General features: G+C 63.6%; 23 protein-coding genes and 1 riboswitch. Of the genes, 11 read left to right on the plus strand and 12 right to left on the minus strand.

What is annotated here, in order from left to right:
• Positions 1-498 precede the first annotated feature (498 nt).
• A riboswitch (cobalamin riboswitch) is annotated at positions 499-700 on the plus strand.
• A 113-nt stretch (positions 701-813) separates the two neighbouring features.
• From ACPEES_RS20820 to ACPEES_RS20835, 4 genes are all read left to right on the plus strand, one after another.
• Positions 814-1,848 (plus strand): ABC transporter substrate-binding protein, encoded by a 1,035-nt coding sequence (locus ACPEES_RS20820; RefSeq protein WP_435105905.1) that lies wholly within the window; start codon positions 814-816, stop codon positions 1,846-1,848.
• A 2-nt stretch (positions 1,849-1,850) separates the two neighbouring features.
• Positions 1,851-2,885: a FecCD family ABC transporter permease gene (locus ACPEES_RS20825; RefSeq protein WP_435105907.1), complete on the plus strand. Its 1,035-nt coding sequence runs from the start codon at positions 1,851-1,853 to the stop codon at positions 2,883-2,885.
• Complete coding sequence (locus ACPEES_RS20830; RefSeq protein WP_435105910.1) at positions 2,882-3,643, plus strand: ABC transporter ATP-binding protein; 762 nt, start codon at positions 2,882-2,884, stop codon at positions 3,641-3,643. Before ACPEES_RS20825 ends, ACPEES_RS20830 begins: the two co-directional genes overlap by 4 nt.
• A gap of 115 nt (positions 3,644-3,758) precedes the next feature.
• Positions 3,759-3,992: a hypothetical protein gene (locus ACPEES_RS20835; RefSeq protein WP_435105912.1), complete on the plus strand. Its 234-nt coding sequence runs from the start codon at positions 3,759-3,761 to the stop codon at positions 3,990-3,992.
• A 42-nt stretch (positions 3,993-4,034) separates the two neighbouring features.
• Here ACPEES_RS20835 and ACPEES_RS20840 read toward each other — a convergent pair whose 3' ends face one another.
• Together ACPEES_RS20840 and ACPEES_RS20845 are read right to left on the minus strand one after the other, a co-directional pair.
• Positions 4,035-4,667 carry an AraC family transcriptional regulator gene (locus ACPEES_RS20840; protein ID WP_435105914.1) on the minus strand — a complete coding sequence of 211 codons (633 nt, stop codon included), beginning with the start codon at positions 4,665-4,667 and terminating at the stop codon, positions 4,035-4,037.
• A 196-nt stretch (positions 4,668-4,863) separates the two neighbouring features.
• Complete coding sequence (locus ACPEES_RS20845; RefSeq protein WP_435105916.1) at positions 4,864-5,301, minus strand: Imm1 family immunity protein; 438 nt, start codon at positions 5,299-5,301, stop codon at positions 4,864-4,866.
• A gap of 77 nt (positions 5,302-5,378) precedes the next feature.
• Here ACPEES_RS20845 and ACPEES_RS20850 point away from each other — a divergent pair, with 77 nt between their 5' ends.
• A complete protein-coding gene (locus ACPEES_RS20850; protein ID WP_435105917.1) occupies positions 5,379-5,717 on the plus strand; it encodes a hypothetical protein in 339 nt (112 codons plus the stop codon).
• 484 nt (positions 5,718-6,201) lie between these two features.
• Here ACPEES_RS20850 and ACPEES_RS20855 read toward each other — a convergent pair whose 3' ends face one another.
• The 4 genes from ACPEES_RS20855 to ACPEES_RS20870 all read right to left on the minus strand — a co-directional run bounded on the left by ACPEES_RS20855 (position 6,202) and on the right by ACPEES_RS20870 (position 9,746).
• The gene (locus tag ACPEES_RS20855; RefSeq protein ID WP_435105919.1) at positions 6,202-6,819 is read right to left on the minus strand and encodes a hypothetical protein; all 618 of its coding nucleotides are present in this window, start codon (positions 6,817-6,819) and stop codon (positions 6,202-6,204) included.
• A 725-nt stretch (positions 6,820-7,544) separates the two neighbouring features.
• Entirely contained in the window at positions 7,545-8,066 is a 522-nt protein-coding gene (locus ACPEES_RS20860; RefSeq protein ID WP_435105922.1) for a GNAT family N-acetyltransferase, read from the minus strand.
• A 125-nt stretch (positions 8,067-8,191) separates the two neighbouring features.
• A complete protein-coding gene (locus tag ACPEES_RS20865) occupies positions 8,192-8,560 on the minus strand; it encodes a hypothetical protein (protein ID WP_435105924.1) in 369 nt (122 codons plus the stop codon).
• A gap of 445 nt (positions 8,561-9,005) precedes the next feature.
• The gene (locus tag ACPEES_RS20870) at positions 9,006-9,746 is read right to left on the minus strand and encodes an NAD-dependent epimerase/dehydratase family protein (RefSeq protein WP_435105926.1); all 741 of its coding nucleotides are present in this window, start codon (positions 9,744-9,746) and stop codon (positions 9,006-9,008) included.
• Positions 9,747-10,130: 384 nt separating this feature from the next.
• Here ACPEES_RS20870 and ACPEES_RS20875 point away from each other — a divergent pair, with 384 nt between their 5' ends.
• Positions 10,131-11,159 (plus strand): Acg family FMN-binding oxidoreductase, encoded by a 1,029-nt coding sequence (locus ACPEES_RS20875; RefSeq protein WP_435105929.1) that lies wholly within the window; start codon positions 10,131-10,133, stop codon positions 11,157-11,159.
• 340 nt (positions 11,160-11,499) lie between these two features.
• On the opposite strand, the gene ACPEES_RS20880 is transcribed toward ACPEES_RS20875, so the two are convergent.
• From ACPEES_RS20880 to ACPEES_RS20905, 6 genes are all read right to left on the minus strand, one after another.
• Positions 11,500-12,333 (minus strand): 4'-phosphopantetheinyl transferase family protein, encoded by an 834-nt coding sequence (locus ACPEES_RS20880; RefSeq protein WP_435105931.1) that lies wholly within the window; start codon positions 12,331-12,333, stop codon positions 11,500-11,502.
• Positions 12,323-13,084, minus strand: coding sequence for a metallophosphoesterase (locus tag ACPEES_RS20885; protein ID WP_435105933.1), 762 nt, complete (start codon positions 13,082-13,084; stop codon positions 12,323-12,325). The genes ACPEES_RS20880 and ACPEES_RS20885 overlap by 11 nt, the downstream gene beginning before the upstream one ends.
• 378 nt (positions 13,085-13,462) lie before the next feature.
• Positions 13,463-14,776 (minus strand): aminotransferase class V-fold PLP-dependent enzyme, encoded by a 1,314-nt coding sequence (locus ACPEES_RS20890; RefSeq protein ID WP_435105935.1) that lies wholly within the window; start codon positions 14,774-14,776, stop codon positions 13,463-13,465.
• A complete protein-coding gene (locus tag ACPEES_RS20895) occupies positions 14,773-16,293 on the minus strand; it encodes a tripartite tricarboxylate transporter permease (RefSeq protein ID WP_435105937.1) in 1,521 nt (506 codons plus the stop codon). Before ACPEES_RS20895 ends, ACPEES_RS20890 begins: the two co-directional genes overlap by 4 nt.
• A gap of 11 nt (positions 16,294-16,304) precedes the next feature.
• Positions 16,305-16,757, minus strand: coding sequence for a tripartite tricarboxylate transporter TctB family protein (locus ACPEES_RS20900; RefSeq protein WP_435105939.1), 453 nt, complete (start codon positions 16,755-16,757; stop codon positions 16,305-16,307).
• Positions 16,758-16,787: 30 nt separating this feature from the next.
• Positions 16,788-17,765: a Bug family tripartite tricarboxylate transporter substrate binding protein gene (locus tag ACPEES_RS20905; RefSeq protein ID WP_435105942.1), complete on the minus strand. Its 978-nt coding sequence runs from the start codon at positions 17,763-17,765 to the stop codon at positions 16,788-16,790.
• Between the two features lie 181 nt (positions 17,766-17,946).
• Between ACPEES_RS20905 and ACPEES_RS20910 the strand changes: the two genes are divergently transcribed.
• The 5 genes from ACPEES_RS20910 to ACPEES_RS20930 all read left to right on the plus strand — a co-directional run.
• Complete coding sequence (locus ACPEES_RS20910) at positions 17,947-18,855, plus strand: LysR family transcriptional regulator (RefSeq protein WP_435105944.1); 909 nt, start codon at positions 17,947-17,949, stop codon at positions 18,853-18,855.
• A gap of 365 nt (positions 18,856-19,220) precedes the next feature.
• Positions 19,221-19,805 (plus strand): hypothetical protein, encoded by a 585-nt coding sequence (locus ACPEES_RS20915; RefSeq protein WP_435105946.1) that lies wholly within the window; start codon positions 19,221-19,223, stop codon positions 19,803-19,805.
• Positions 19,802-20,923, plus strand: a complete 1,122-nt coding sequence (locus ACPEES_RS20920) for a DUF2169 family type VI secretion system accessory protein (protein ID WP_435105948.1) — start codon at positions 19,802-19,804, stop codon at positions 20,921-20,923. The genes ACPEES_RS20915 and ACPEES_RS20920 overlap by 4 nt, the downstream gene beginning before the upstream one ends.
• A complete protein-coding gene (locus tag ACPEES_RS20925) occupies positions 20,920-22,440 on the plus strand; it encodes a hypothetical protein (protein WP_435105950.1) in 1,521 nt (506 codons plus the stop codon). Before ACPEES_RS20920 ends, ACPEES_RS20925 begins: the two co-directional genes overlap by 4 nt.
• A gap of 19 nt (positions 22,441-22,459) precedes the next feature.
• The coding region (locus ACPEES_RS20930) for a PoNe immunity protein domain-containing protein (protein ID WP_435105952.1) at positions 22,460-23,173 on the plus strand (714 nt) is incomplete at its 3' end.

Consider the following 23,173-nt stretch of genomic DNA (forward strand, 5'->3'; position numbering starts at 1 on the left):
CGCCTTCGCTCGCGCGCCTGGCAGCCGAATCGCACAAGCGCTCTGACACGTGGCATTACCTGTGATCGGATTAGTAAGAACCGATCAGGTGCGTGCACTCAGAAGCCCGATGATCGCAGAAGTTTCATCAAACTGGCGTAGGGGTTTTCCAGAAGGTTGGCCACGCGGTCGGTCAGCTCGATCCGGCGATCGATATCCGGATAGGCGTCTAGGCATTCCACCACCACGGGCAGTACGTGCAGCCGGCTGAAAATGATGGGCGGCGTGGGACGTCAATTGCCCACAGCAGATTCCGCGGCGCATCGATGCGGATGATGTCGACGCGTTGCTTGCCGAGCGCGACGAGCGAATCAGGGCCCTGGAGGCTGAAGTGAGGCGACTTCGCGAGGGTGCCTAGCGGCTCCGGCGCACCGTGGGATGGGGCATGGCGCGGTAGTTAGGCCCGGTGCACCACCGCGACGGCTGCCGAGTGCCCGACTTGACAGGCGCGACCAGGCTCCATACCGTCCTCGCGCCGGTTTCCATCGGGAATGAAAAGGGAATCTGGAGCGCCACACGGCGCCAAACAGAACTGCCCCCGCAACTGTAGGCGACGAGAGCCTGCCCGTATTCGAGGCCACTGGTGCCGTTATGCGCCGGGAAGGCCGGGCAGGGTCGAGGACTCGCCAGTCAGGAGACCTGCCGGCGCTGTCACCCATTGACCGGGCGGGGTGCCCCGGGAACGGAGCAAGACGACTGGCCGCGATCGACCGCCTGCCTTGCATGCTCGCCACGGAGTGATGAGCGATCTGTCCCGTGATCCCGACGCCCGGCGTGAGAAGGGACCTGCTCATGCTGCCGCGTTTCATCGCCATTGCCACGTTCGGTGTGCTCGCCGCCGTGTCCGCCTCCAGCCAGGCGACGACATATCCGCTGACTCTCGAGAACTGCGGGCGCGAGGTGACCTTCGACGCCGCGCCGCAGCGCGACGTCACCGTCGGCCAGGCGGCGACGGAGATTCTCTACGCCCTGGGCTTCGCCGATCGCGTGGTCGGGACCTCGGTCTGGTTCAACCCGGTGCTCGACGAGTTCGAGGCCGTCAACGAGGGCATCGAGCGCCTTGCCGACAATGATCCGAGCTTCGAGAGTGTCGTGGCGAAGCGCCCGGATTTGGTTGCCATCCAGTACGAGTGGCACGTGGGCCCCGAGGGCATCGTGGGCACGCGCGACATGTTTCACGACCTCGGCGTGGCCACCTACGTGCTGCCCACCGACTGCGTGAACAAGGACAACTCCGTAGGCGTGGATGGTACGCGAAGCGCGATGTTCGATACCGACGCGCTCTATCGCGGTATCCGGGAGCTCGCCCGCGTCCACGACGCGCCGAAGGCGGGCGAGAAGCTCGTGGACGAACTCCGCGCCCGCGAGACCGCGGCCATCGAGAAGTCGAGATCCCTCGACCTCGGCGATGTCTCCGCCGTGTTCTGGTTTTCCTCTGCCGAAATGGACGTCGACCCCTACGTGGCCGGCCGCAAGGGGGTGCCCGCCTACATGATGGAGCAGCTGGGCATACGCAACGTGATCGAATCCGACGAGGAATGGCCCACGGTGGGCTGGGAGACCATCGCCCAGGCCAACCCCGATCTCATCGTTATCGCCGAGATGGACCGCCGCCGTTTTCCGGCGGACGACGTGGAGAAGAAGCTCGAGTTCCTGCGCACCGATCCGGTGGCGAGCCAGCTCGACGCGGTGAAGCACGACCGCATCGTGGTCATGGACGCCCATGCCATGGACCCGTCGATCCGCAACGTTGGCGCCCTGGAGCGGCTTGCGGACGAGCTCGAGACGCTCGATCTGTCTGACGGGTGATCGTGGATCTGCTGCGGCGCTGGAGCGTGACCGCGGGGGCGTGGGTCAGCGTCCTCGCGCTGGCCATTGTCGCGGGTGCGGCAATCGGCGAGACGTCGATACCGCCCGCCGTCGTCGCACAGACCCTGGCCAACAAGGTGCTGGGGGCGTCGTATTCCCTCGATCCCATCGACCAGGGCATCGTGTGGAACTACCGGCTGAGCCGGGCCATCGTGGCCGCGGCGTGCGGGGCCGGGCTCGCGCTGTCCGGGCTGGTGCTGCAGATGCTGCTGCGCAATGCGCTGGCGGATCCCTACATACTCGGCATTTCCGCCGGTGCTTCAACGGGCGCGGTGGCGGTCACCATCGCCGGCGTGGGTGCCGGGGCAGTGTCGTTGTCGCTGGGTGCCTTCGCGGGGGCGTTAGTGGCGTTCGCGCTGGTAGTGGGGCTGGCCCGCGCGGCGGGCGGTTTCAGCGGCGCCGCGACCGGGCAGATCGTGCTCGCCGGCGTGGCGGGCTCGCAGCTATTCAACGCGCTTACCTCCTATGTCATCGCGCGCTCGGCCAACTCCGACCAGGCGCGCGGGATCATGTTCTGGCTCATGGGGAACCTGAGCGGGGTGCGTTGGCCGGATGTTTGGCTGGCCGCGCCCGTGGCGTTCGCCTGTCTCCTCGTGTGCATGGTGCATGCGCGGGCGCTGGATGCGTTCGCCTTCGGCGCCGATGCGGCGGCGTCCATGGGCGTGCCGGTGCTGCGCACGCGCGCGGTACTGATCGGTGCGGCGGCGCTCGCGACGTCGGTGATGGTGAGCATCGTCGGATCCATCGGCTTCGTGGGTCTCGTCATTCCCCATGCGGCCCGTTTCCTGGTGGGCCCGGGGCATGCACGGCTCACGCCGGTGAGTGCACTGGTGGGGGCGGTGTTCATGATCGTCGCCGACGTGGTCTCGCGCATCATCGTGCCGGGGCAGGTGCTGCCCATCGGCGTGGTCACCGCGCTCGTCGGCGCGCCGGTGTTCGCGCTGATCCTGGTGCGCGGTCCGTCGGGGGCGCGATGAGCCTCGCCGCGCGCAATCTGGGATGGCGGGCAGGGCGCATGCCCATCGTCCAGGGTGTCGAGCTGGACGTCCCCGATGGCGAGTTGCTGGGGCTCGTCGGTCCGAACGGCTCCGGCAAGTCGACGCTGCTGCATCTGCTCGCCGGCCTGCGGCGGCCTTCGGCAGGGCAGGTGACCCTCGCCGGGGAGGACCTGGCCCGCATGCCGCGGCGGCGGATCGCGCAGCGCGTCGCGCTGGTGGCCCAGCAAGCGGAGACGGGGGAGCGCCTGACCGTGCGTGAAGCCGTCGAGCTGGGGCGCACGCCCTGGCTGGGCCCGTTCGCCCCCTTCGGCGAGGACGATGCCGCCATCGTCGACGACGCCCTGCGTCACACCGGGCTGCTGGCGCTCGCCGACCGGCGCTGGCAGACGCTCTCCGGCGGCGAGCGTCAGCGCGCCCACATCGCCCGCGCACTCGCCCAGCGGCCGCGGTTGCTGCTACTGGACGAGCCCACCAACCATCTGGATATCCACCACCAGCTCTCGATTCTCGCCCTGGTGCGGCGCCTGCGTATCACCATCGTGATGGCGCTGCACGACCTCAATCACGCCATGGACTGCGACCGCGTCGGCGTCATGGACGAGGGCCGGCTGGTCGCCCTCGGCCCGCCGGCGATGACGCTTTCGCCCGAGCGCCTGCATCACATCTTCGGCGTGAACGTGCGCTACCTGGAAGACCCGCAGGACGGCCGCACCGTGTTGCGGTTCGAAGCCCCATAGAGCGTGTCGCCGGCGTCCGGCGACCGGCACAATACCTGTGCCGCAACGTCACCCTTCCAGGTGCGCGAATCCGATATATTGCGACGCAACATCCATCGCCGCCGAAGGAATGACCATGTCGTCCGACGTCCGAATCGAGATTGACGATCACGAGCGTGCCGAGGAACTTTGCCGAATGTTCGATCGCTTCCGCTCGGAGAGCGTCGTGCGGGCACACCGGGAGGGCAGCACGCTGGTGCTGGAGCCTGCGAACCCGGTGCTGTTCGACCTGCTGTTTGCGGGGATTGACCTGATCAGGCGCCCGTTCCGGCGCTCCTCCCGCGAAGGCGCGATCGCCAGGCACGCCTGACGCGCCTCCCCCCGCACAGTCGCAGGCCGGGGGCGTTCCCCGTCACGCCTGATCCAGGGCCTCCGCACGCAAGGTCGCCACATCCCGCATCGGCGGCGCGCCGAACAGCCGACGGTATTCCCGGCTGAACTGGAACTCGCTGGCATAGCCCACGCGGTGCGCGGCGGTGCCCGCGCCCATGCCGTCGTGAAGCATCAGCAGGCGGGCCTGGTGCAGGCGGATCTTCTTGAGAAACTGCAGTGGCGAGGATGCGGTCACTGCCTTGAACGTGTGGTGCAGCGTCGAGGGGCTCATGTTCGCCGCTTGCGCGATGGTGGCGATGTCCAGCGGTCGATCGTGATTCGCCTGCAGAAAGCGCACGACGCCGGCGACGCGATGGGCGTGGCTGTCCTGCAGGGCGATCTCGCGCAGCCGGTCTCCCTGCTCGCCCATGAGCAACCGGTACAGCACCTCCCGTTCGGCCATCGGGGCCAGTACCTTGCGGTCGGTGGGATCGCTGACCGCCGCGACCAGGCGACAGACGGCATCGTGAAGCGTCTCGCCGAGCGGTGACGCGTAGATACTAATCTTCTCAGAAGTATTGTCATGCGTCAGCCGGTCTGTGCGCCGATGGGGCAAGGCGCGAGGCGCGCCGTGTAGCCGGGCTACACAAGCGGTGAGCAACGCAGATCCCATCGGCGCACAGACCGGCCCAAAGGGAGCGCCACAGCGACCCGGTGGCGGCGTTGCGCTCGCTTGACGTGACCCAGCCACGCCGGCGCGAACGCGTCTTGCCCCCGGGCCGCTGTGGTGCTCTGACGTATGACAATACTTCTGAGAAGATTAGTATGTTGGGCTTGGCTCGCTGATACGTACATTGGCGGCCGCTCCGTCACTTCACGACGCGGTAGGAAAGCCACTCCGGCCTCGCCCCCGTATCGATGAGCTCACGAATGGCCTTGAACGCCCGCTCCCGATGCATGCACTCCTCGACGGGATGGGGCCGCGCTTCGCCATGTGCGATCCTGGCTCTGACCTGCTCATCCGGTTGCACAACCAGCGCTTCGTCCATGGCGCGGTACTCGCTCCAGTTCTCGTCATGAAAGATGAGGCTGGCGTAGTCCGCGGCCCACTCGACTGACAACAGCGCTTCGACGAACCGCGGCTGCAATCCGACAAGCCGATGCCACCAGGGGCGCGGCCCGCCATCGACTCCGACCCACAGCCTCCCGGAAGGCATGGCCTCCGCGCGCCCGAGAACCTGATCCAGCTCGGCCCGCGATCGGGCTACGTTGTCCTCTTCATCAAGCTCGTACAGCCACTCATCCATCCCTGCCGAACACCTTCCATTTTTGCCTACCGAACACCAGGCAAGAAAACTTGTGCTCGACAAACGAGCAACCCATAATGCCTGCGACCAGAATCATTGATCCACTTCCAGCCTTGAAACCGACCGTCGAACCCAAACATGGTCAGAGCCCGGCACGGACGATCAAAAATCGAGACAACAACAAACGCCTTCGATCGTTTCACAACCAGTTGGTCATCAACAGGTTCCCCTGGAGCATCGCCGACCCGGTCAACGCCACGGGCCTGTTTTCGGTTTTTTCGCCATATTGCCTTCCAATCATTAATCTCAGCCGCACCGAAACCGCGTGGTGGTTTAGGTATCGATCACAGCGGGTCGCCGGCCCATTGACGCCTGAAGCCAACGCGACCCGCTGTAAAAAGCGCGCGACCGTCTAGGTAGCACGGCGAATCGCGGCACGACTACCCGGCAACAGGAGCGCCAGCTCCGCTCCCAACAATGCCCCAAGACTGATGATGAAGACGGCATAGTCGGCAATGGGATAAGGTCTTGATTCAAGCACCCCGGAACTTACGATAATTCCGAATCCCAAAGCTCCAACAACGAACAGGGCGCTTCCGAGAACGACCGCAACCCACCAAGCCCAGCGGTGTGCCTTCCAAAGCCCGACTGCGACGAGTATGACACCGCCTGCTCGAATGGCGGCATGAGGAAACCCGCCAGGATCCCCGCTCCAGTATGTATACAGCGCAGCATTGAGCAGCACTACTACGCCGTACACCATGAGCAATACCGAACCCAATCTTACACTTTTCATCCGACGAACCCCGTTCATTGCTATTGGCTTTTGCGGTCCAATGCATCGATGACCCGCTGGGCACGACCGCAGCATGGCCCAATCGGCTCGAGGTTAGCTTTTCCTCAAAATATGTCGTTACGTCTCTTTGGCTTGACGGATTGAAACACGCTGTAACCCAGCGTTATATCCGTGATGAAGCGAGCGACCACAGCCGGCCCGGCGATTGCGGCATGAATGCACATGGCAATGATGCTATAGATGACGAATTCCGCGACCCGAAGCGCTAGCGGTCCACGCATTTCCGTGACTTCCAAAAATTGCTCCCGGAGCGCAGGAAGGTCGACCCACCGGCCGGCGTCCACGTCCGCACGAACCGCGGCACAATACAAGTTGCGGCTTTTCGTTCCACGCACGAACGCACGCCACATCCTCCGCGGCTTTAACGCAAGCCCTGTGGACAGCGCGATAAGGTTCATGAAACCAAGCGTCGATGACACGAAGGCGGATCCGGAGCCCAGTTCCCACGCACTAACCTCACCTTCCCCGATCCGCCCAACGCTGTAGCCAGTCACCAGGTGGTGGAGGTCGTGGTACTTCAAGTAGCGGTGCCGTGCTTCGATGTTGGGCAACGGCACGAGGAGACAGCCGGTGAAAACCGGAACCGTCCGTGGCCGGGCCCCGAGCACAGGCCCGAACCCATTGCGCTCATAAAAAGCAGCAAGTTCATCGTGAAGCGTCAATGGCATCCCCCAAAAGCTAACGCGAGCGCCGGAGTCGACCGAATAAAAAACCCCGCACGGCTTCTATCCGGTAGACTGCGCAAGGACGCCCACGATGGATTTCTTCAGGAGGTACCCGAAGATCAGCGCTTCGTACGCAATCCAGTGTTTACCCGTTGTGCGATCCCAGTCTTCCGTGATCATTGTCGTTCCTTCCGGTCTTCTTGTACTCGAAGGGCGTTATTGTGGCCGTTTGGTGGCGATCTGGTTGATTTCCGCACGGTCCCAGCCGCTAGGATCCCGCATCTAATCCCTGTGCAATTTGCGCATTGAAGCGCAGCGCAAATGCGTCAAATTGACACACTTGTTACGCTTTACACAGCAAACAACTTTGGCAGAAAAATGACTTATAGCAACCAAAATCAGTCCTCACTGCTACCATCATCTCCAAACAAGAACCCAAACCATGCAGGAAGATACTCACGGCCTATGTACATTAGCAAAACACCGAAAGCAGCAAGAACTACAGATTCAAGTATGTTCAGAATGTTGTCTTCCGGGGGGATCCTGTTTTGAAAAACAATAGACAAAACCCCGATTACCACGCAACAAATTCCTAGCCAGCCTGAAATCAATCTCATTGGTTTGTCCTATGAAGAGCATATCGACAATCCCAGGGGGCTGCTAACGTTGCGCACGTTCGTGAAAAAATGGGCGCGCAGAAACCAGAAAAAAAGTGCATAACGTCAGCCGTCCCCCTGGAGCTTCTTGTTAAATTTTGGGCTGATTCTGGCCATCCGATACAGGCCCACGTAATCACCATCTTTGAATGATGCAAACCTGGACTCACCTTCAATCTGGAACCCGAACTTCCTGTAAAGATATATCCCATGTTCATTGTCTGTGTAAACATCCAGCTCGAGACGAATAATATTTAGCCAATTGCCAGCTAGATCTATTGTTTCTTTCAGAAGGCGACTCCCCACACCTTTTCCGTGACTGACGGGATGTACCGCCATACCGAAACTAGCAACATGCTTTGCTCTAGGTTTGGTACTGAGGTCTATTCCAATATAGCCTTGAACCTTTCCTTCTACCTCAGCGACCAGCACAACTGAATTTTCTTTTCTTTCCTGAAACAGGCTACTGATCTTATCAGCACCAAGATAGGGGTGCTGAGAACTTTGAGTTACTACCGATGGATGATCGAATATTTTCGATATCCTCTCATAATCATTGGCATCTGCAGCTCTAACTTTTACTTCCACTATCTCTCCGATCCAAGTTTAACGCCAATGTTCAGCGGCCGCCTTGCGGAGCAGCAACGTAGCAAAGCGGTCCGGTGGCGACCCTCCAGGGCCGGAACGAACTGGAACAATTGCTTAGGCATTTCTCAGTTCCTCGCACCGCACGGAGCTGCCGGTAATTTGCCCTCCAGCGTTCGCTGCCATTTCTTGGCAACTTCCTGGGAACTGAACACCCCATGTAAGTTTCCACCAGGAATTGGCGCCCATATTGTCGACCTCGAGAACTCGCGACCACCAACAACAACGCGGCTCATTCTACCTTTATTTGCTTCCGTGAACTTCTCAAAACGCGTGGCACCAAGCTCTGTCAAATTGACGAAAACCGGCCAGCCAAGATCTGTCTGCTCCCCCACCGCTGACTTCTTCACATAGGGCAAACACAGATGAAACTCCAGCTCAGTCTCTGCCACCGCCATGACAGGAGCAGATAACAACAGAATAGCGATCCATTTCATCGTGACGATTGCCTAACGCCCCCAAGCAGGGGCATATTTTGCGTTTTGAGCGCAGCGAAGCAAAATGTGCCCCACTGCCTTGGTTTGTTAATGCATCGGGAGGTTGGCCTTGCTTCCATAGTAGACGCCATCCTTAAACAGAAACAGGGTCTCGTTTACCTTTAGGCCTTGCCTGTCAGCCCCCCAATCGGTGTGAGCATCTGAGACCTCCACCGAGCTAACTGTGTCACTTCCGAACCTGGCTATAGCCAATCGTTTAATACTTTCATACGACGTGTCGGCCTGAGACTCTCTGAGAATTTCCTCAACTTCGCTAGTAGTAATTATCTGCTCCACCCAAGCTTCTTCGTATTTCTGTACTTCTGTGCATAAGTAGATGTTTAGCCCGACCGAAACCAAGGACACCAAGCTTAGGACATAAATTAGGTACCTATTCATATGAGCATTAACAGTGATTATCTAGCCGGCACGTATACTGAACAACTGTGCCGGCACGATATTGCGCGTCCAGCACAGCACAGACTGCCACTAAGCACTGGGTGCACAGTCCATTCCAGTGGCCACGTCGCTCCGTTCCACAATATCGTGCCTGCATCTCGAGCCGGTGGGAACGCCTGCGTCGCCCAAGATGCGCACAGCCCTTGACCGGCCGATTCGATCGAATTCGCCGGGCCATGACTCGGACGCGACCTCGACGATCCTGCCCCGCCACCCCGCGGACTCCGCCAGCAGGTCGACCCATTCCCGCTCCGTCAGTGAGGGTTCTTCCCCAACGTGATATACGGTGCTGCCAGAAGCGGGGCGTTCCGCCGCGAAGGCGACAGCCGAGGCGATATTCCCTACGTACCCCCGGGGTCCATCGCCAGCGTGCCTGCTCTGGGGTCATCAGGATCCTGCTTCGGCCATCCAACCTGGCTGCAATCCCGCTGAAGACCTGGACCACACTTCCCGCCTGTGCCTGCGTATACGGGACGACATCGATCACGACATCCGGCTTGAGTACCTTCAAATCACCGTGTCGATCCAGGAGCCGATTCCGGTCGGCCAGGATTTCCCTGGCCCCCTCGGGCAGCGAAGCGAAACCCTTTCCTCTGTGCAGGACGGTGACTTCATGGCCGCGCCGCAGCATCTCCGCGGAGATCTCACCACCCACGAAGCCACTTCCGCCGATCACCAGAACTCGCATCCTTTCTCCTCTGGTCTCCCGGTCCTCTCGCGCTGCCTACACAGAACGAGTAATAAAGAGTCAGGTCCAAAGTAGTCGGCCGTCAAATGGCCATAATAGGCCGAAACCGGTCACCAGGGCGCTACCCCGGATACGGTCACTTGTGTGCTGGGTCGGCGTGGGCGTTTGTCAGCCCCAACACGCCCGCCTGCGATCTACCGAATACAGTGTTGGCCGAAGATCACTGACCCGTCGGAATCGCGCCCCGCCCCCTGTCGCAACCTCTGACCTTGATCTCCGTCATCGGCGTGACGTCACCAACCCGGACAATGGACGCTACCACGGATGCACGACACTGGCACTCGACCGGAGTGCGGCCGCCCCGCGCACAGGAGGCATCACTCGATGCGAAGCCCTCAGACTGAATGGGAGATCGACGAGAAGGAATTCCCGCGCGATGGAACCGACGCCGAAAAGCTGGCGTTCGTGCTTCGCTACGCAGTATTGGCGCCGTCGGGACACAACACCCAGCCGTGGCTATTCCGGATCCACGGCTTTAGCGTCGATGTGATCGCCGATCGAACCCGCGGCCTCGCGGTCGTGGATCCGGAAGACCGGGAGCTGGCCATTTCCTGCGGTGCGGCGACCGAGACCCTGGTCGTGGCCCTCGACCACTTCGGGCCGGGCTCGGAGGTGACCGTGCAGCCGGACTCGGGCGATCCGGACATTGTCGCCCGGGTTACGCTCACCGGCACCAAGGCGGGCGATTCGGACGATCGTTTGTTTTCTGCCATCACACGGCGACGGACCGTCCGCCAGGCCTTTGAGGACGAGCCGCTCCCCAACGAGCTGCTGACGGCAATGTCCGTCGAGGCCCAGGCATTCAATGTGCGCCTGGATCCTTTCACCGACCCCGGGCAACGCCGTGAGCTCGCGGCACTTGTCGCCGAAGGCGACCGAATGCAGTTCGCCGACCGCCATTTCCGGAGGGAACTGGCGGCCTGGATTCACTCGCGGCGCGCCCGCTCGCGTGACGGCATATCCGGCGCAGCCTTCGGCATGCCGGATGTCCTCTCTCCACTGGGCTCCGCGGTGGTGCGCACATTCGACATCGGCAGCAAGGCCGCGGAGCGGGACGAAGAAATCGCGGCCGGTTCGCCGAGTCTGATCGTTTTCTCGACGGATACGGACTCGCCGGAAGCCTGGATCGCCACCGGGCGCGCCCTGACCCGTGTCCTGTTGCATGCAACAGCCGAGAATGTACGCGCGTCGTACCTCAACCAGCCGGTGGAGTTACCGGCACTGAGGAGCCGGCTGGCGGGTTTGCCCGGTGTATGGGCCTTTCCCCAGCTACTCATGCGCTTCGGCTACGGGCCGATGCCGGAGCCCGCCGTGCGTCGGCCGGTTGAGGATGTCTTGCTTGACGGCAGGTAGCCGACCCGCTCACGCCTGCCGGATGTTTCGTCGGCCGTGCAGGAACGCCCGTTGATCATTACTACGCCGGGTGCGGCGGCGTGGATACGCTCCCGGTGGACACCTGCACCAGCGGCGCCGTTGACCTCGGTGGGCGAAAGCGCCGGCTTCCTCGCGCATAACCGTGATGGACCGCTGTGGCAGGCCGTCCAGCAGATCGTCGGGCGCCTACTACCTGACCGCGGCGACCCGTCCGGTCAACACGGCCGGCGGGCCCACGATCAGGACCCGGATCATCGCCAAACGCTTCATGGGCATGTTCCCGGGCGCGTGCACCGACGTCCGTTCGGTCCGGGCGCCATCACGAACCGGCCGGGTCGGAACGACGGCGGGTACTAAGCCTCAGGTCCCATGATTCGCGCCCGGGAACAATCTGCCGAAGCTGAAGCCGCGGCGGGCGGCCCGACGGGCGCTCGGTGCACACCGCGACGATGTGCTCGGCGGTGGGGCGATACTGGCTCAGGCTCCACCGTCCGGCATGGTCCCCCAGATCGGGATCCATCTGCAGCCGCACCGCATCCTCCCCGGGAAACGAGATGGCGAACCGGTCCAGGGGAATCGACAGCCCCATGCCCCTCGCCTTGATGTAGGCTTCCTTGAACGTCCAGTACTCGAAGAAGCGCTCCTGCTGGCGTTCCTCCGGCAGCCGCGACAGCGCCGCCACCTCCATTGGGGCGAAAAAGTGCTCGGCGATGCTCGTCGACACCGAGCGCGCGTAGGCGTGCTCGACGTCCACGCCGATGGCACGCCCCCGCGTGACCGCCAGGGCGATCAGCCCGGCAGTATGGGAGACGTTGAAGGTAAGCCCCCGGACCGCGTCGTGATCGACAGCGATTTCCGGGCGGCCGTAGGCATTGCTGGAAAAGCGCCAGTCCACCGGCTCGATCGGCGCGTACCGCGACAGCACCAGCCGCACCATGGCCCGGGTGACCAGGTCGCGCAGGCGGTCGTCGGCGAAATGATATCGGGCCTGACGGTCGCGCTCCCCGGCGCTGAGGTATCCGTGCAGCTCGGCGAGGTGGCGCTCGTCGTCGATCTCCCGGTAGAACGCCAGCCAGACGTCGACATCTGCCTCGCCCGACATCGTGCCAGCGTATGGCGTCGAAGCGTCGGAAAGGCCTGCCTCAGAGCTCATCGATACACTTCAATGCCTTCGCCGCGATTCGATCCTCGCGAGGGTATCCGAAGGCGTTGTTGACGTAGTTGACACCGTCCAGGCAGACGTCCCGGTTGATGTGGCTGTGACCGTAGACGTGAATGCCGGGCTCGAGCAGGCGCAGCTCTCGTTCGAGGCGGGTACTGCCGAGCACGGGGTCGAGGATGCGGTGCCTGGACGGCACATAAGGCGGTACCAGATCGAGCCGCGGCAGAAAGTGGGAGAAAGTGATCACCCGCTCGGCCTGCCGTGGCACGGCCCGGGGGTTCAGCTGCGAGAAATGCTCCGCCGCCTGGCTCGGGCCGAAGGCCTCCGGCCAGCGGCAGGCGCGGAAGTCCATCCAGGTCTGCGTCAGCTCGTCGCTGGGCTCGCCGAAGGAGTAATCGTACCAGCCGAATAGCGGCGCGATGTACAGGCCACCTTCCAGCAGTGGCTCCATGGACGCACCGGACTCCGTCACCACCTGCCGGACCTCGCGGAACTTCTGCACCGACGTCTTCGACGGCGCCTCGCCCAGGACCCACAGATCGTGGTTGCCCGGCACGAACAGCACCCGGCGCATGCGCTGCGCGAACTCACTCAGGCACCAGGACAGAAGGGATCGGCGGTGAGAGACATCACCGGCGAGGATCAGGATATCGTCCGTGAAATCGTACCGCGACAGGCTCCTGACCCAATTGGCATTGACACCATAGTCCACATGGATGTCCGAGAGTGCGAAAACCCGCATACACCTCCCTTTGCCGGCCTTTCGGCGAGTATGGCCATACCCGTCGCAAGGTTCGTACCCGTGCTCACTGCCTCCATGAGGGGTTTCGCGCAGATTCCGGGTATTGTCGTCGACGACGCACGACTCGGCAACTCACGCCGCGCATTCACGCGACGCCGCCGGCGGACCGCACCGATGTAGGGCCCCGATGAGCGGGGTGGTGCCATCGGCGAGGCCGGACACTGCCATTGCAGGCATGCGTCACCTTGTCGGAACCATCTCCCGTCTCAGCGTGCCGGGGCGTTGTGCGCACCGGATGCGGGGTGGTCGGCACTCTGAACGCTGGCCGGAGCGAAAACCTGGTTGGGCACGAAACGCGTACGGCCGTTGAGGCGGCCGTCACGTACTCTGGATATCCCGCCATGCCCGCAGAAAAGACGTCACCTCATCCACGGTGTTGTAGTGCGCCAACGATACCCGGGCGACGGATTCGAGCTGCAGGGGACGGAGAATATTGCCGGAGAAGACGTCATTGGAGCGCGCGTGGATGCGGATGCCCCGCTCCCCGAACGCCGCCACGATCCGTTTGGCATCCATCCCCTCGACGGCGAAAGACACAACGCTCTCGCGCGCCGGTGAATCGGGATCGGCGATGACGCGGACGTTTGCGTAATCGCACAGGCCGGGCAGCCCTTCGGCGCCATGCAGCAGATGATGCATCAGATACCGTTCCTGGGCCTGCATTGCTTCTCCGGCCGCCAACAGGCGCGAACGCCGATCGTCGCTCTCGGTGAATTGACCGCCCAGCCAGTCCAGGTAGTCCACCACTTCGCTCGCTGCCGCCAATGCGGCGGGATCGCGACTGCCAAGCTCCCACGCCTGCTCGGGTTTGCCCCGCAGCCGATCGTGGGGCAGCACGCTCATGCGCTCCGAAACCCAGGCGTAGCCGTTGTTGAACTTCGAATATGCCTTGTAGAGCGAGACCACATAGCCGTCGACGCCGTAGGTGTCCACGGAGAGACTCCCGTGGGGCGCATGCTGGATGCCATCGACGATGATCCAGCACTCCGGCGCGATGCGCCGTATCGCGGCCGCGATCTCGGCGAGATCCATCCGCATGCCGGTGACCGGGCTGGTGTGTATGACGGTGGCCATGCGGGTATCGGGCCGCACATGGCGGGCATAGTCCTCGGCGGTTACCATGCCGGTTGCGGTATCGAAGGGAATCTCCACCCGCTCGCGGCCGGTGCGCTCCGCCCACACAGCCGTGGCGTCATAGGTGGCGGGGTGCTCCAGGGTGCTGGCGACCACGGAGCCGCCATCGGGTGTCGCCAGCGCTGCGGTCCGAATCAACCGGAACAGGCATTCCGTGCCGGTCTCGCCGCCGAAAATGACACCGCCGGTGGCACCGAAAAAGCTCGCGAGGTCCGCCCTGCCCTGCTCGACGATTGCGGTGAGCGCCCGGGAGGCGGCGTTGTCGCGGTGCTCGTTGTCCGGAATACCGGCGACGCTGGCGCTGTGCTCCACCACCGATCTCAGCGTCAACGACCCGCCGGCGTTCTCGAAAAAGATCCGCCTGCCCGCGTACGGGCAATGGTCAACGTAGTGGAAACGCTCGCGGATGCGCGCCAGCAACGCGGGCGGGAATGGCGATTCCACGGCGGTATCGGCGCTGAGGGGCGCGTTCGTCAGTGCGTGCTTGTCTGTCGTCATGATCGTTGTTGTGTTTCCAGAGAGTTTCGGGCCAGTCCATTGCGGCGCCACTGCCGCCACAGCGGGTAGGCGAGCACCGTCACCACGAGCGCGCACAGAGCCAGTGACAGAGGGCGCGTGAAAAACGTCGTCAGGTCCCAATTGGCAATCTGCATGGAGCGCCGGAAATTCACTTCCAGAATCGGCCCCAGAATCAACGCGATGACCATCGGAGCGGCGGGATAACGCCAGCGCTCCATGAAATAGCCGATCACGCCGAAGGCCACGGCCAGCCATACGTCGAACATCTCGTTACGCAGGGCATACGTACCGATCACGCTGAAAGTCAGGATCATGGGCCCGAGCACGGCCCCCGGAATGCGCGTGATCGCCACCAGGTGGCGGCTCAGCAACAGGCCGAGCACGGCGAAAAGCACGTTCGCGAGAAGCAGCGAGAAGATCAGCGTATAGGTGGTCTCCGCGTGCAGCGTGAACAGTCGCGGGCCGGGAATCATTCCATGGATCGTGAGCCCGCCGATGAACACCGCGGTCACCGCATTGCCCGGTATGCCCAGCGTCAGCGTGGGAATCAGGGTGCCGCCGGTAACCGCGTTGTTCGCGGATTCGGACGCCGCCACGCCCTCCAGCTCGCCCTTGCCGAAACGCTCCGGCGTGGGCGAGTGGCGGCGCGCTTCGTTGTAGGAAATGAACGCGGCAATGCTGGTTCCTGCTCCGGGCAGAATGCCGACCATGGATCCGATGACCGAGGAGCGGATCATCGAGCGCAGCGAGCGGCGTACGTCGAGCCATGCCGGCAAACGTCGCCCCCTGGACCCCTGCGCCTCGACATCGTCCAGAACCCCGCCGGCCGGTGGCACGCAGAGATTGAATGCCTGTGACACCGAGAACAGCCCGATGAGCACCGGCAGCAGTGGCACGCCGTCGAACAGCTCGCTTCGGCCGAAGGTGAAACGCTGAACGCCGGTAAAGCTGTCCAGCCCCACGCAGGCCAGGGTCAGGCCCGCCGCCGCGGAAACGACGCCCTTGAGCGGCCGCTCCGAGACGACGCCGACGATGGTCACCAGGCCGAAGACTGCCAGCAGCGTGTATTCCTGCGGCCCGAACGCCAGCGCCACCCTCGCCAACGGCGGCGCGATCGTGATCAGCACCACCACGCTGAACAGCCCGCCGAGCAACGACGCCACCGTCGCCATACCCAACGCCTCGGCCCCGCGGCCCGCGGCCGCGAGCGGATAGCCATCCAGGGCCGTGGCAATGGAGGCGTCCGTGCCGGGCGTGCGCAGCAGAATCGCCGCCACGGAGCCGCCGTAGACGGAGCTGACATAAACCGCGCCAAGCAGGATCAGCGACAGCTCCGGCGGCATGCTGAAGGTCACCGGAATGCACAGGGCCACCCCCATGGTCGAGGACAGACCGGGCAGCGCACCGATCACCATGCCCGCCAGGGTGCCCAGCACGAGTGTCAGCAGTGCCGCGGGAGTTACAACGTTGGAGAGTGCAGGCAGCAGGTAGTCCATCAGAGAGCCTCTCAGCCGTTTAGCCACGGCGCGAGCACGCCGGCCGGCAGCGGCACCTTCAGCAGGTAGGCGAAGGTCACGTAGATCACCGCCGTGAACACCAGCGACACCGCCACTACCGTGCGCAGCCGCAGGCGGGCCAGCAGCAGCATGCTCGCCACCAGGAAGAGGGGCAGAGCGACGAACGTGCCAAGTGGCTCGATGAGCACCAGCAAGAGAACGACGCAAGCACTCCAGAGCGCAAAGCGACGGCCGTGAAACGGTTCCCGGGCATCATCACGGACGCTGCCACGGTGGCGGAAGGTACTCACGGCCAGGGCGATGCAGGCGAACACCCCCAGGCCGCCGGTGATGATGGGAAACACCCCCGCATCGCCCCGCATGGCGAACCCGGCGGCCACCACTATGGCAGCCGCCACTGCGAGCACCACCGCCACGCCGCGATCAATGGCATTCAGCGTCATGACAGGCGACCCTCGATCCGCGATCCGGCGCTATTGCTCGATCCAGGGATCCTGTTCCCAGAGCGCTTCCAGCCGATCGTGGCTGTCGTCCAGGAAATCCTCGTACGCATCCCCATACATTGGATTCAGCGGCATGTTGAGGTTCTTGACCTCGGTCCGGAACGCTTCGTCCTCGACGACGGCCCTGGTCACTTCGAGGAGCCGGTCATAGACGGCCTGAGGAACACCCGCGGGCACCGCGAGGCCGCGTGACGCCGCCGCCACGACGTCATAGCCCTGCTCGACACCCGTGGGCACGTCCGGGATATCGGGCATGCGCTCGTCCGACCACACGGCAAGCGCCCGAACGTTACCCTCCTGAATCTGCGCCGCCGCCTCCGACATATTCCCCTCGAACGCATCGATGTGACCGCCGCGCAGCGCCGCGGATGCCTCCGCATTGCCGTTGAACGACACGAAGTTGAGATCGATGCCGGCCTCACGGGCGAAATTCAGCGCGGCCAGGTGATCGTCACCGCCCACGCCTTCATGAGAAACGCTGATGGACTCGGGTTGCTGTTCCACCGCGGAGACGAAGTCGTCCAGAGTCTGATAGGGACTGTCGGCGGAAACCGCCAGGACTCCGGGGTCCGTGATCAGGTTGGCCAGCGGCCGGATGTCATCATAGTCGTAGCCCACCGTCTCCGCGCGGGTGATGGGATAGACCTCGACCACCGGTGAATTGATCAGACCGATGGTGTAGCCGTCCGGCTTGGCATTGGCCAGATGCACCCAACCCAGCTCACCGCCGGCACCCGGTTTGTTGACCACCACGACCCGTTCACCCAGGCGCTCTTCGGCATACTTGGCGAAAATACGTGCCACCGTATCGGTGCTGCCGCCGGCGCCGTATGCCACGATCATCTGAATCGGCCTGGTGGGATACTCCGAGGCGTTGGCCGCACTCAGCGTCAGGCCCCCGACGAGCGCGGCCCCCACCATCCCCAGTGCACACTTGCTCGCACGCATGGTCTCTCCTCCCCTGCTTCTCGTATCACGCGTCAATCCGTCGCCGGGTCCCGCGATGACACAATTCGATGACGGCCGACCCGGCGCGTGAGGTCACCTTACCAACGCCACTGTTTCTAAAAAGCGAATTATTTTCATAAACTCTCATTCACTTTGGGAATGAAATGGATCGAGGAGCCCCATGCTGACGCTCAGACAGCTGGAGACGTTCGTGCAGATCGTGGAGCTGGGCACGTTCGAGCGGGCGGCGCAGCGCCTCAATGCCACCCAGTCGACGATCTCCAAGCGCGTGGCGGAGCTGGAGGAAGCCACGGGCCTGACGCTGTTCGACCGCTCGCGCCGCAGCGCACGACTCACGGAAGACGGCGAACGGTTGCTGGAGCTGGCCATCGATACGCTCTCCAGTGCGAACCGCATCATGCAACTCAACCACGAACCCGACCAGACACTGCATCGCGTGCGCGTCGGATTCACCGAGCTCACGGCGCTGACCTGGCTGCCCGGCTTCCTGCAGGACTACACACGTGAACGCCCGGAAGTGCGGCTCGACATCACCATCGACATGAGCCGGACGCTCTACCAGATGTTTCAGGACGGCGACCTGGACCTGATCGTTATCCCGCTGGTGCCGGAAGCCCACGACCAACCCAGAGTGGAAACACGATTGGTCAGTCACGTGGAAATGGCCTTCATGGCCCGATCGGGGCTGGTACAGGCGCCGTCGCCGCTGCCCGTCGATCACCTGAACCGCTACACCCTCCTCGGCCAGGGCAAGCAGTCGGGGTTTGCACAGACCATCAACCGTTGGATGTACAACCAGGGCGTTCAGCTTCCGCCCACGCTCCTCGTGGACAACCTGCTCGCCCTCGTGGGCCTGATCACCGCCGGACGCGGCATCAGCGTCCTGCCCCGGCACTGTGTCCAGGGGCTCGCACGCGACGCCGATCTGGTCGAGATCGACACCTCGCCGCGCTTGCCCGATGTCGCTTACTACACGATGTACCGGGACGAATACCGCGCGAAGCTTCTCGACGACTTCGCCACGAATCTCATCGAGGCGGCGGACTTCACCCGGCCCTTCTTCGTGTGATCAGGAATCCGCCGTCCTCTCGCGGGGTAACGCTCGAACGGCCCGAACTGCCAAGAGCCGACAGAAAACTCGCCACAACCGCCCCCACGCCTTCTTGCCCACCGGTCAGGGCGGCCAGGAGTGAGCGCTTATTGTTCGTCGGCAGCGTCGTACGTGCTGCTTGCGCCCTGGAACGGCGGATCAGCAGCGGACAATTGATTCGACGCACATTTGATTCACGACTCTAGACCGGAAGGTCTGGTTCCGCGTCCGTCAGTATCGTAGAGTCTTGGGCGTTCGCCTGAACGCGGCCGCCGATCCTGTAAGGTCAGGGGGCAAAGCGAGCGGGCAAGGAAGGACGACGGACAAGCAACCGAGGCTTAAGGATGAGGCGAGCTCACCAGGGACTGGTGGCGCGTACGCTGCCGTGCGGAAATCGAGATCGAGCGCAGCGCCCCGACCACAGTGGCGTCACCGATGACGGCGGGCTATCCCCGCTCTTTCGCGGGCGCTATGCGTACGAGCGCGATGCCAGCGCCGATACTCCCACCTACGTCTTCGACGAACGCCGGCGCATCGTCCATCCGGACGAGCGCCTCGAGCGCATCCGCTACAACGAATACGCCCAGGTCACCCGCCACGTCGACCAGCGCGGTACCGTCCCCCGCCATGAATGTGACGACAACGGCAACCCCATAGCCCGAGTCGAGGCCGCCGGCAATCGCACCTCGACGACCGATCCGCTCGATCGCACGACCAAGACGGCCCATGACGGTGCCGGCCACCGCGTGAGCGTCACCGACGCGGCCAATCAGACCACCGCCTATTACCACGACGACGCGGGAGCGCTCACCGGCATCGATTGCCCCGGCGGTGCGTACGTGGTGCGGGACCACTTCCAGGGCCGCAAGTCCGGGCCCTTCGACCCGGCGGAGGAAGACGAGGCCAGGGGCGAGGGAGGCGCCGGATGATCCGCAACCTCACGGGGTTTCCCTGCCAGCGCTATCGCAAACTCTGTGGTGACGGCAAGGTGCACGAGCTGGTCGTGGTGCGCGCCACCTTCGCTTTGCCACGCCACGGGGAGGTGGCCGAACCGGCCGAGCGTCAGCATCCGCTTCAAACGGGCGATCGGCTGATCGGCAAGGACCCCGACTGCCCGATGCGCGCGGTGGTTCATCGCGCCGGCGAGCTGATTCCGCCCAAACCCGGCGCCGACATCCTGATCCACGGGCACGCGCACAGCGAACAGGGTCGGCCCCGGCGCGACTGGCTGGCCGGAATCCGTGTCGGCCAATGCGAACACCTCCTGCAGGTGTCGGGGCCGCGCCAGTTCGAGCGCCGCTGGGGCGGGTGGCGCCTGAGTGAGGCGCAAGCGGTCGAGACCGTTGCCCTCGATTACCGTCTGGCCTTTGGCGGTTGCTTTCTCGGCCACCCCGCCCCGGAGTTACCGCCGCGATACGTCTACAAGGCCGACAACCCGGCGGGCTGCGGCTGGTTGCCCGACCGGCGGGCCTTCAAGGGCGTCGAGCGCACGGTCCGCCGCGCCATCGACGCCCACATCGGACAGCTGCGCCACCTGCCGGCACCGCGGATACACCACCCGAAACGCCCGATACGCACGCCCTACGACAGGCTACCAACCGAGGGATTCGGACCCATGGCACGCTGGTGCGAACCACGGATAGGCTACGCCGGCACCTTCGATGAGCGCTGGCGCACGCAACGCCACCCGCTACTACCCGAGGACTACGATCCCCGCAACGAGCACTGCGCCCACCCCTCGTTGATACACGCCACGCCACTGCGCGGCAACGAATGGCTCGCGACGGTGGGGTTGCTGCCCGAGGGGCCGCTCGGCTTCTACCTGCCCGGCATACGCGTCGTTGCCCGCGGCGAGCACGATGACGGCACCCACACCACCCAGGCGCTGTCCCTCGACACGCTCGCCGTGGATCTCGATACGCGCACGCTGGGGCTGACCTGGCGCGGGTGCTTCGAGGCCGGGGCGCCATTGCGCGAAGCGAAGCTGCTGGCCGTTTCGCAAGCCCCTGCCGCGGATGCCCGACCGCACGGGAGGGCGGCCTCATGAGCGCCGACGACCCATTCGTCACCCCTCCCTTCACCGTCACCCCCGACGAGCCGGAGGACAAAACCCCGCCGCCCGCCCAGCCCGGCCCTTCCGGCCATATCGCCAACGCCGACACCTGGGTGGCCAGCGTCATCGAGCCCGACTACTGCGAGGTCGGCGACAAGGTGGTGGCCTTCCAGAGCACCGCCGAGATCGACACCGACCATCTCGCCTCGAGCAATGTCATCATCAACAACCGCCCGGTGTACCGCGTCGGCGACATGCACCGCGGCATCGACGGCGATGCCGGCGAGCACCTGGTCTCGAAGACCTCCGGTGAGACCGGCTATGTCCGCTTCCTCGACGGCCAGGACGATGTGATCGTCAATAGCCAACCGGTGGTGCGCCATGGCAGCGCCGTGCAGATCAACTGCGATGAAAGCGGTAAAGGCGGGGCACGCGGAGAGCTGCTCACCGAGCAGGCCATGCCGGCCACGCCGGCCCCCGGCAACCGGGTGAGCCCCGAGCTGCAGGCGCTGCTCGATGAACGCGCCGATGACCGCAGTCTCTGGGAGCGGGCCAGCGATTACGGCGGCGAGGTCTGGGAGCGCACCAAGGACGTGGCCAGCGCCTCCTGGGAGCAACCGCTGGAAACCGCCAAAGGCATGGGCAAGGCGGTGGTCAACACCCCCTCCGACCTCTACAACCTGGCCGTCGCGTCCACAAAGTACGCTCCCGCCTCACAGCTCTACAACAAAACGCTAGACTACCTGGCGCTGCGGGCCTACGACGCGGGCAACCTACAACGCGCCAACGAGCTCGCCACCCAATCGCGCGAAATCGAAGAATCCGGGTACGTCGACGACATTCTCAGTATCGACAACGATGCCCAGCAAGGCGGTGCGGTGGCCTCGATTTTCATACCCGGCGTTGGCTGGGTGCGTGGCCCCGCTACTGCGGGCAAGGTGGCGCGCACGGCACGGGGGGCAGAGGAAGCAGCGAGCGTCGCACGAGGGGCAGAGAAGGCAACAAGCGCCACACGAGGGGCAGAGGAGGCAGCAAGCACCACACGGGCGGACGACGCGGCAAACGCACCCCGCAAGCCCCGAGTCCGACGCGGTGTCCACGCCAACGCCGCCCGCGCCGAGGCCGCCGCCCACGAGCGCATGGTGGATCTGGGCTACAAGCCCCTAGGCAACACCAACGGCCGCTACCGCCCCGGCCAGAAAGGCATCGACGGGGTCTACAGCAACCCCAATCCGCCACCCGATTACGTCATTACCGAGGCCAAGTACAATAAGGGGCGATTGCACCGGACCCTCGATGGGCGGCAGATGAGTAATGACTGGATTACGGGCAACGATCGTCTACGAAATGCCGGACTGAGCCCAGATGAGGTTCAGGCCATCACGCGGGGGGTCAAGGAGGGCACCGTCGAGCGCGTGCTGGTCCGCGTCAAGCCCAATGACACAATGCGAATGAGCCGCATTGACGACAGTGGCTATGTGGTGCCCGGCAATGCCGGGAAATTTCCGTAGCAACCATTGAGGAAACAAAATGCGCGATACGCGACGAGACAAAGCCTATTTCGACACCGGTGCAGAGCGCGCCTGGGGCGAGGTGGAATACTATTGGTCCAGGATTCAACAGCCGGAAACCCTCAAACCCTACAATCGCATGGCCGTCTGTACCGGTTTGGTGGAGCATACTATCGAACGCCTCCAACACCGCTACTGCCGAGGCGATGCCATTGCCGACCTGGGCGAGGATGTGGATCGGCTGCTGGAATTCCGAAAACTACAGGAATACTACGCCGACGCCCTGCCCGAGGAAGAGCAGGCCAAGCGGGTGCAGCACGAGGAGTTTACATTCGAGCGTTTCATGCATTCGCTATGGTGGCTGTCCTTTGCGGTGTGCCTGGAGCGTTCGCAAGACCACATCCGCCAGATCCTGGCGCTCGCCGACAACGAAGGCCAGGACCGCCTGTTCGACACCCTGGCCCATTGCCTGGGCGACACCGCGCGCCCCATCGGTGAGCGCCTGATCCATCCACGCCCCTACCAGAAACTGATGGACGTCATCGACGCCGACGCAGCCGATCGCCCGGCATTGATGGTTGAATTTATGGATGCTTGGTACCCCGCCGTTTACAAGCGTGGTGGTCTTCGCGAGCCGCACACCATCACGGAAAATTATGCGTATCGCGGCTATTGGTGCTACGAGGCCCCGCTGGTGGTCAAGCTCTATGGCATCGACGATGCCAGCTTTCGT

This window comes from Arhodomonas sp. AD133, assembly GCF_051195215.1.
Classification (GTDB): domain Bacteria; phylum Pseudomonadota; class Gammaproteobacteria; order Nitrococcales; family Nitrococcaceae; genus Arhodomonas.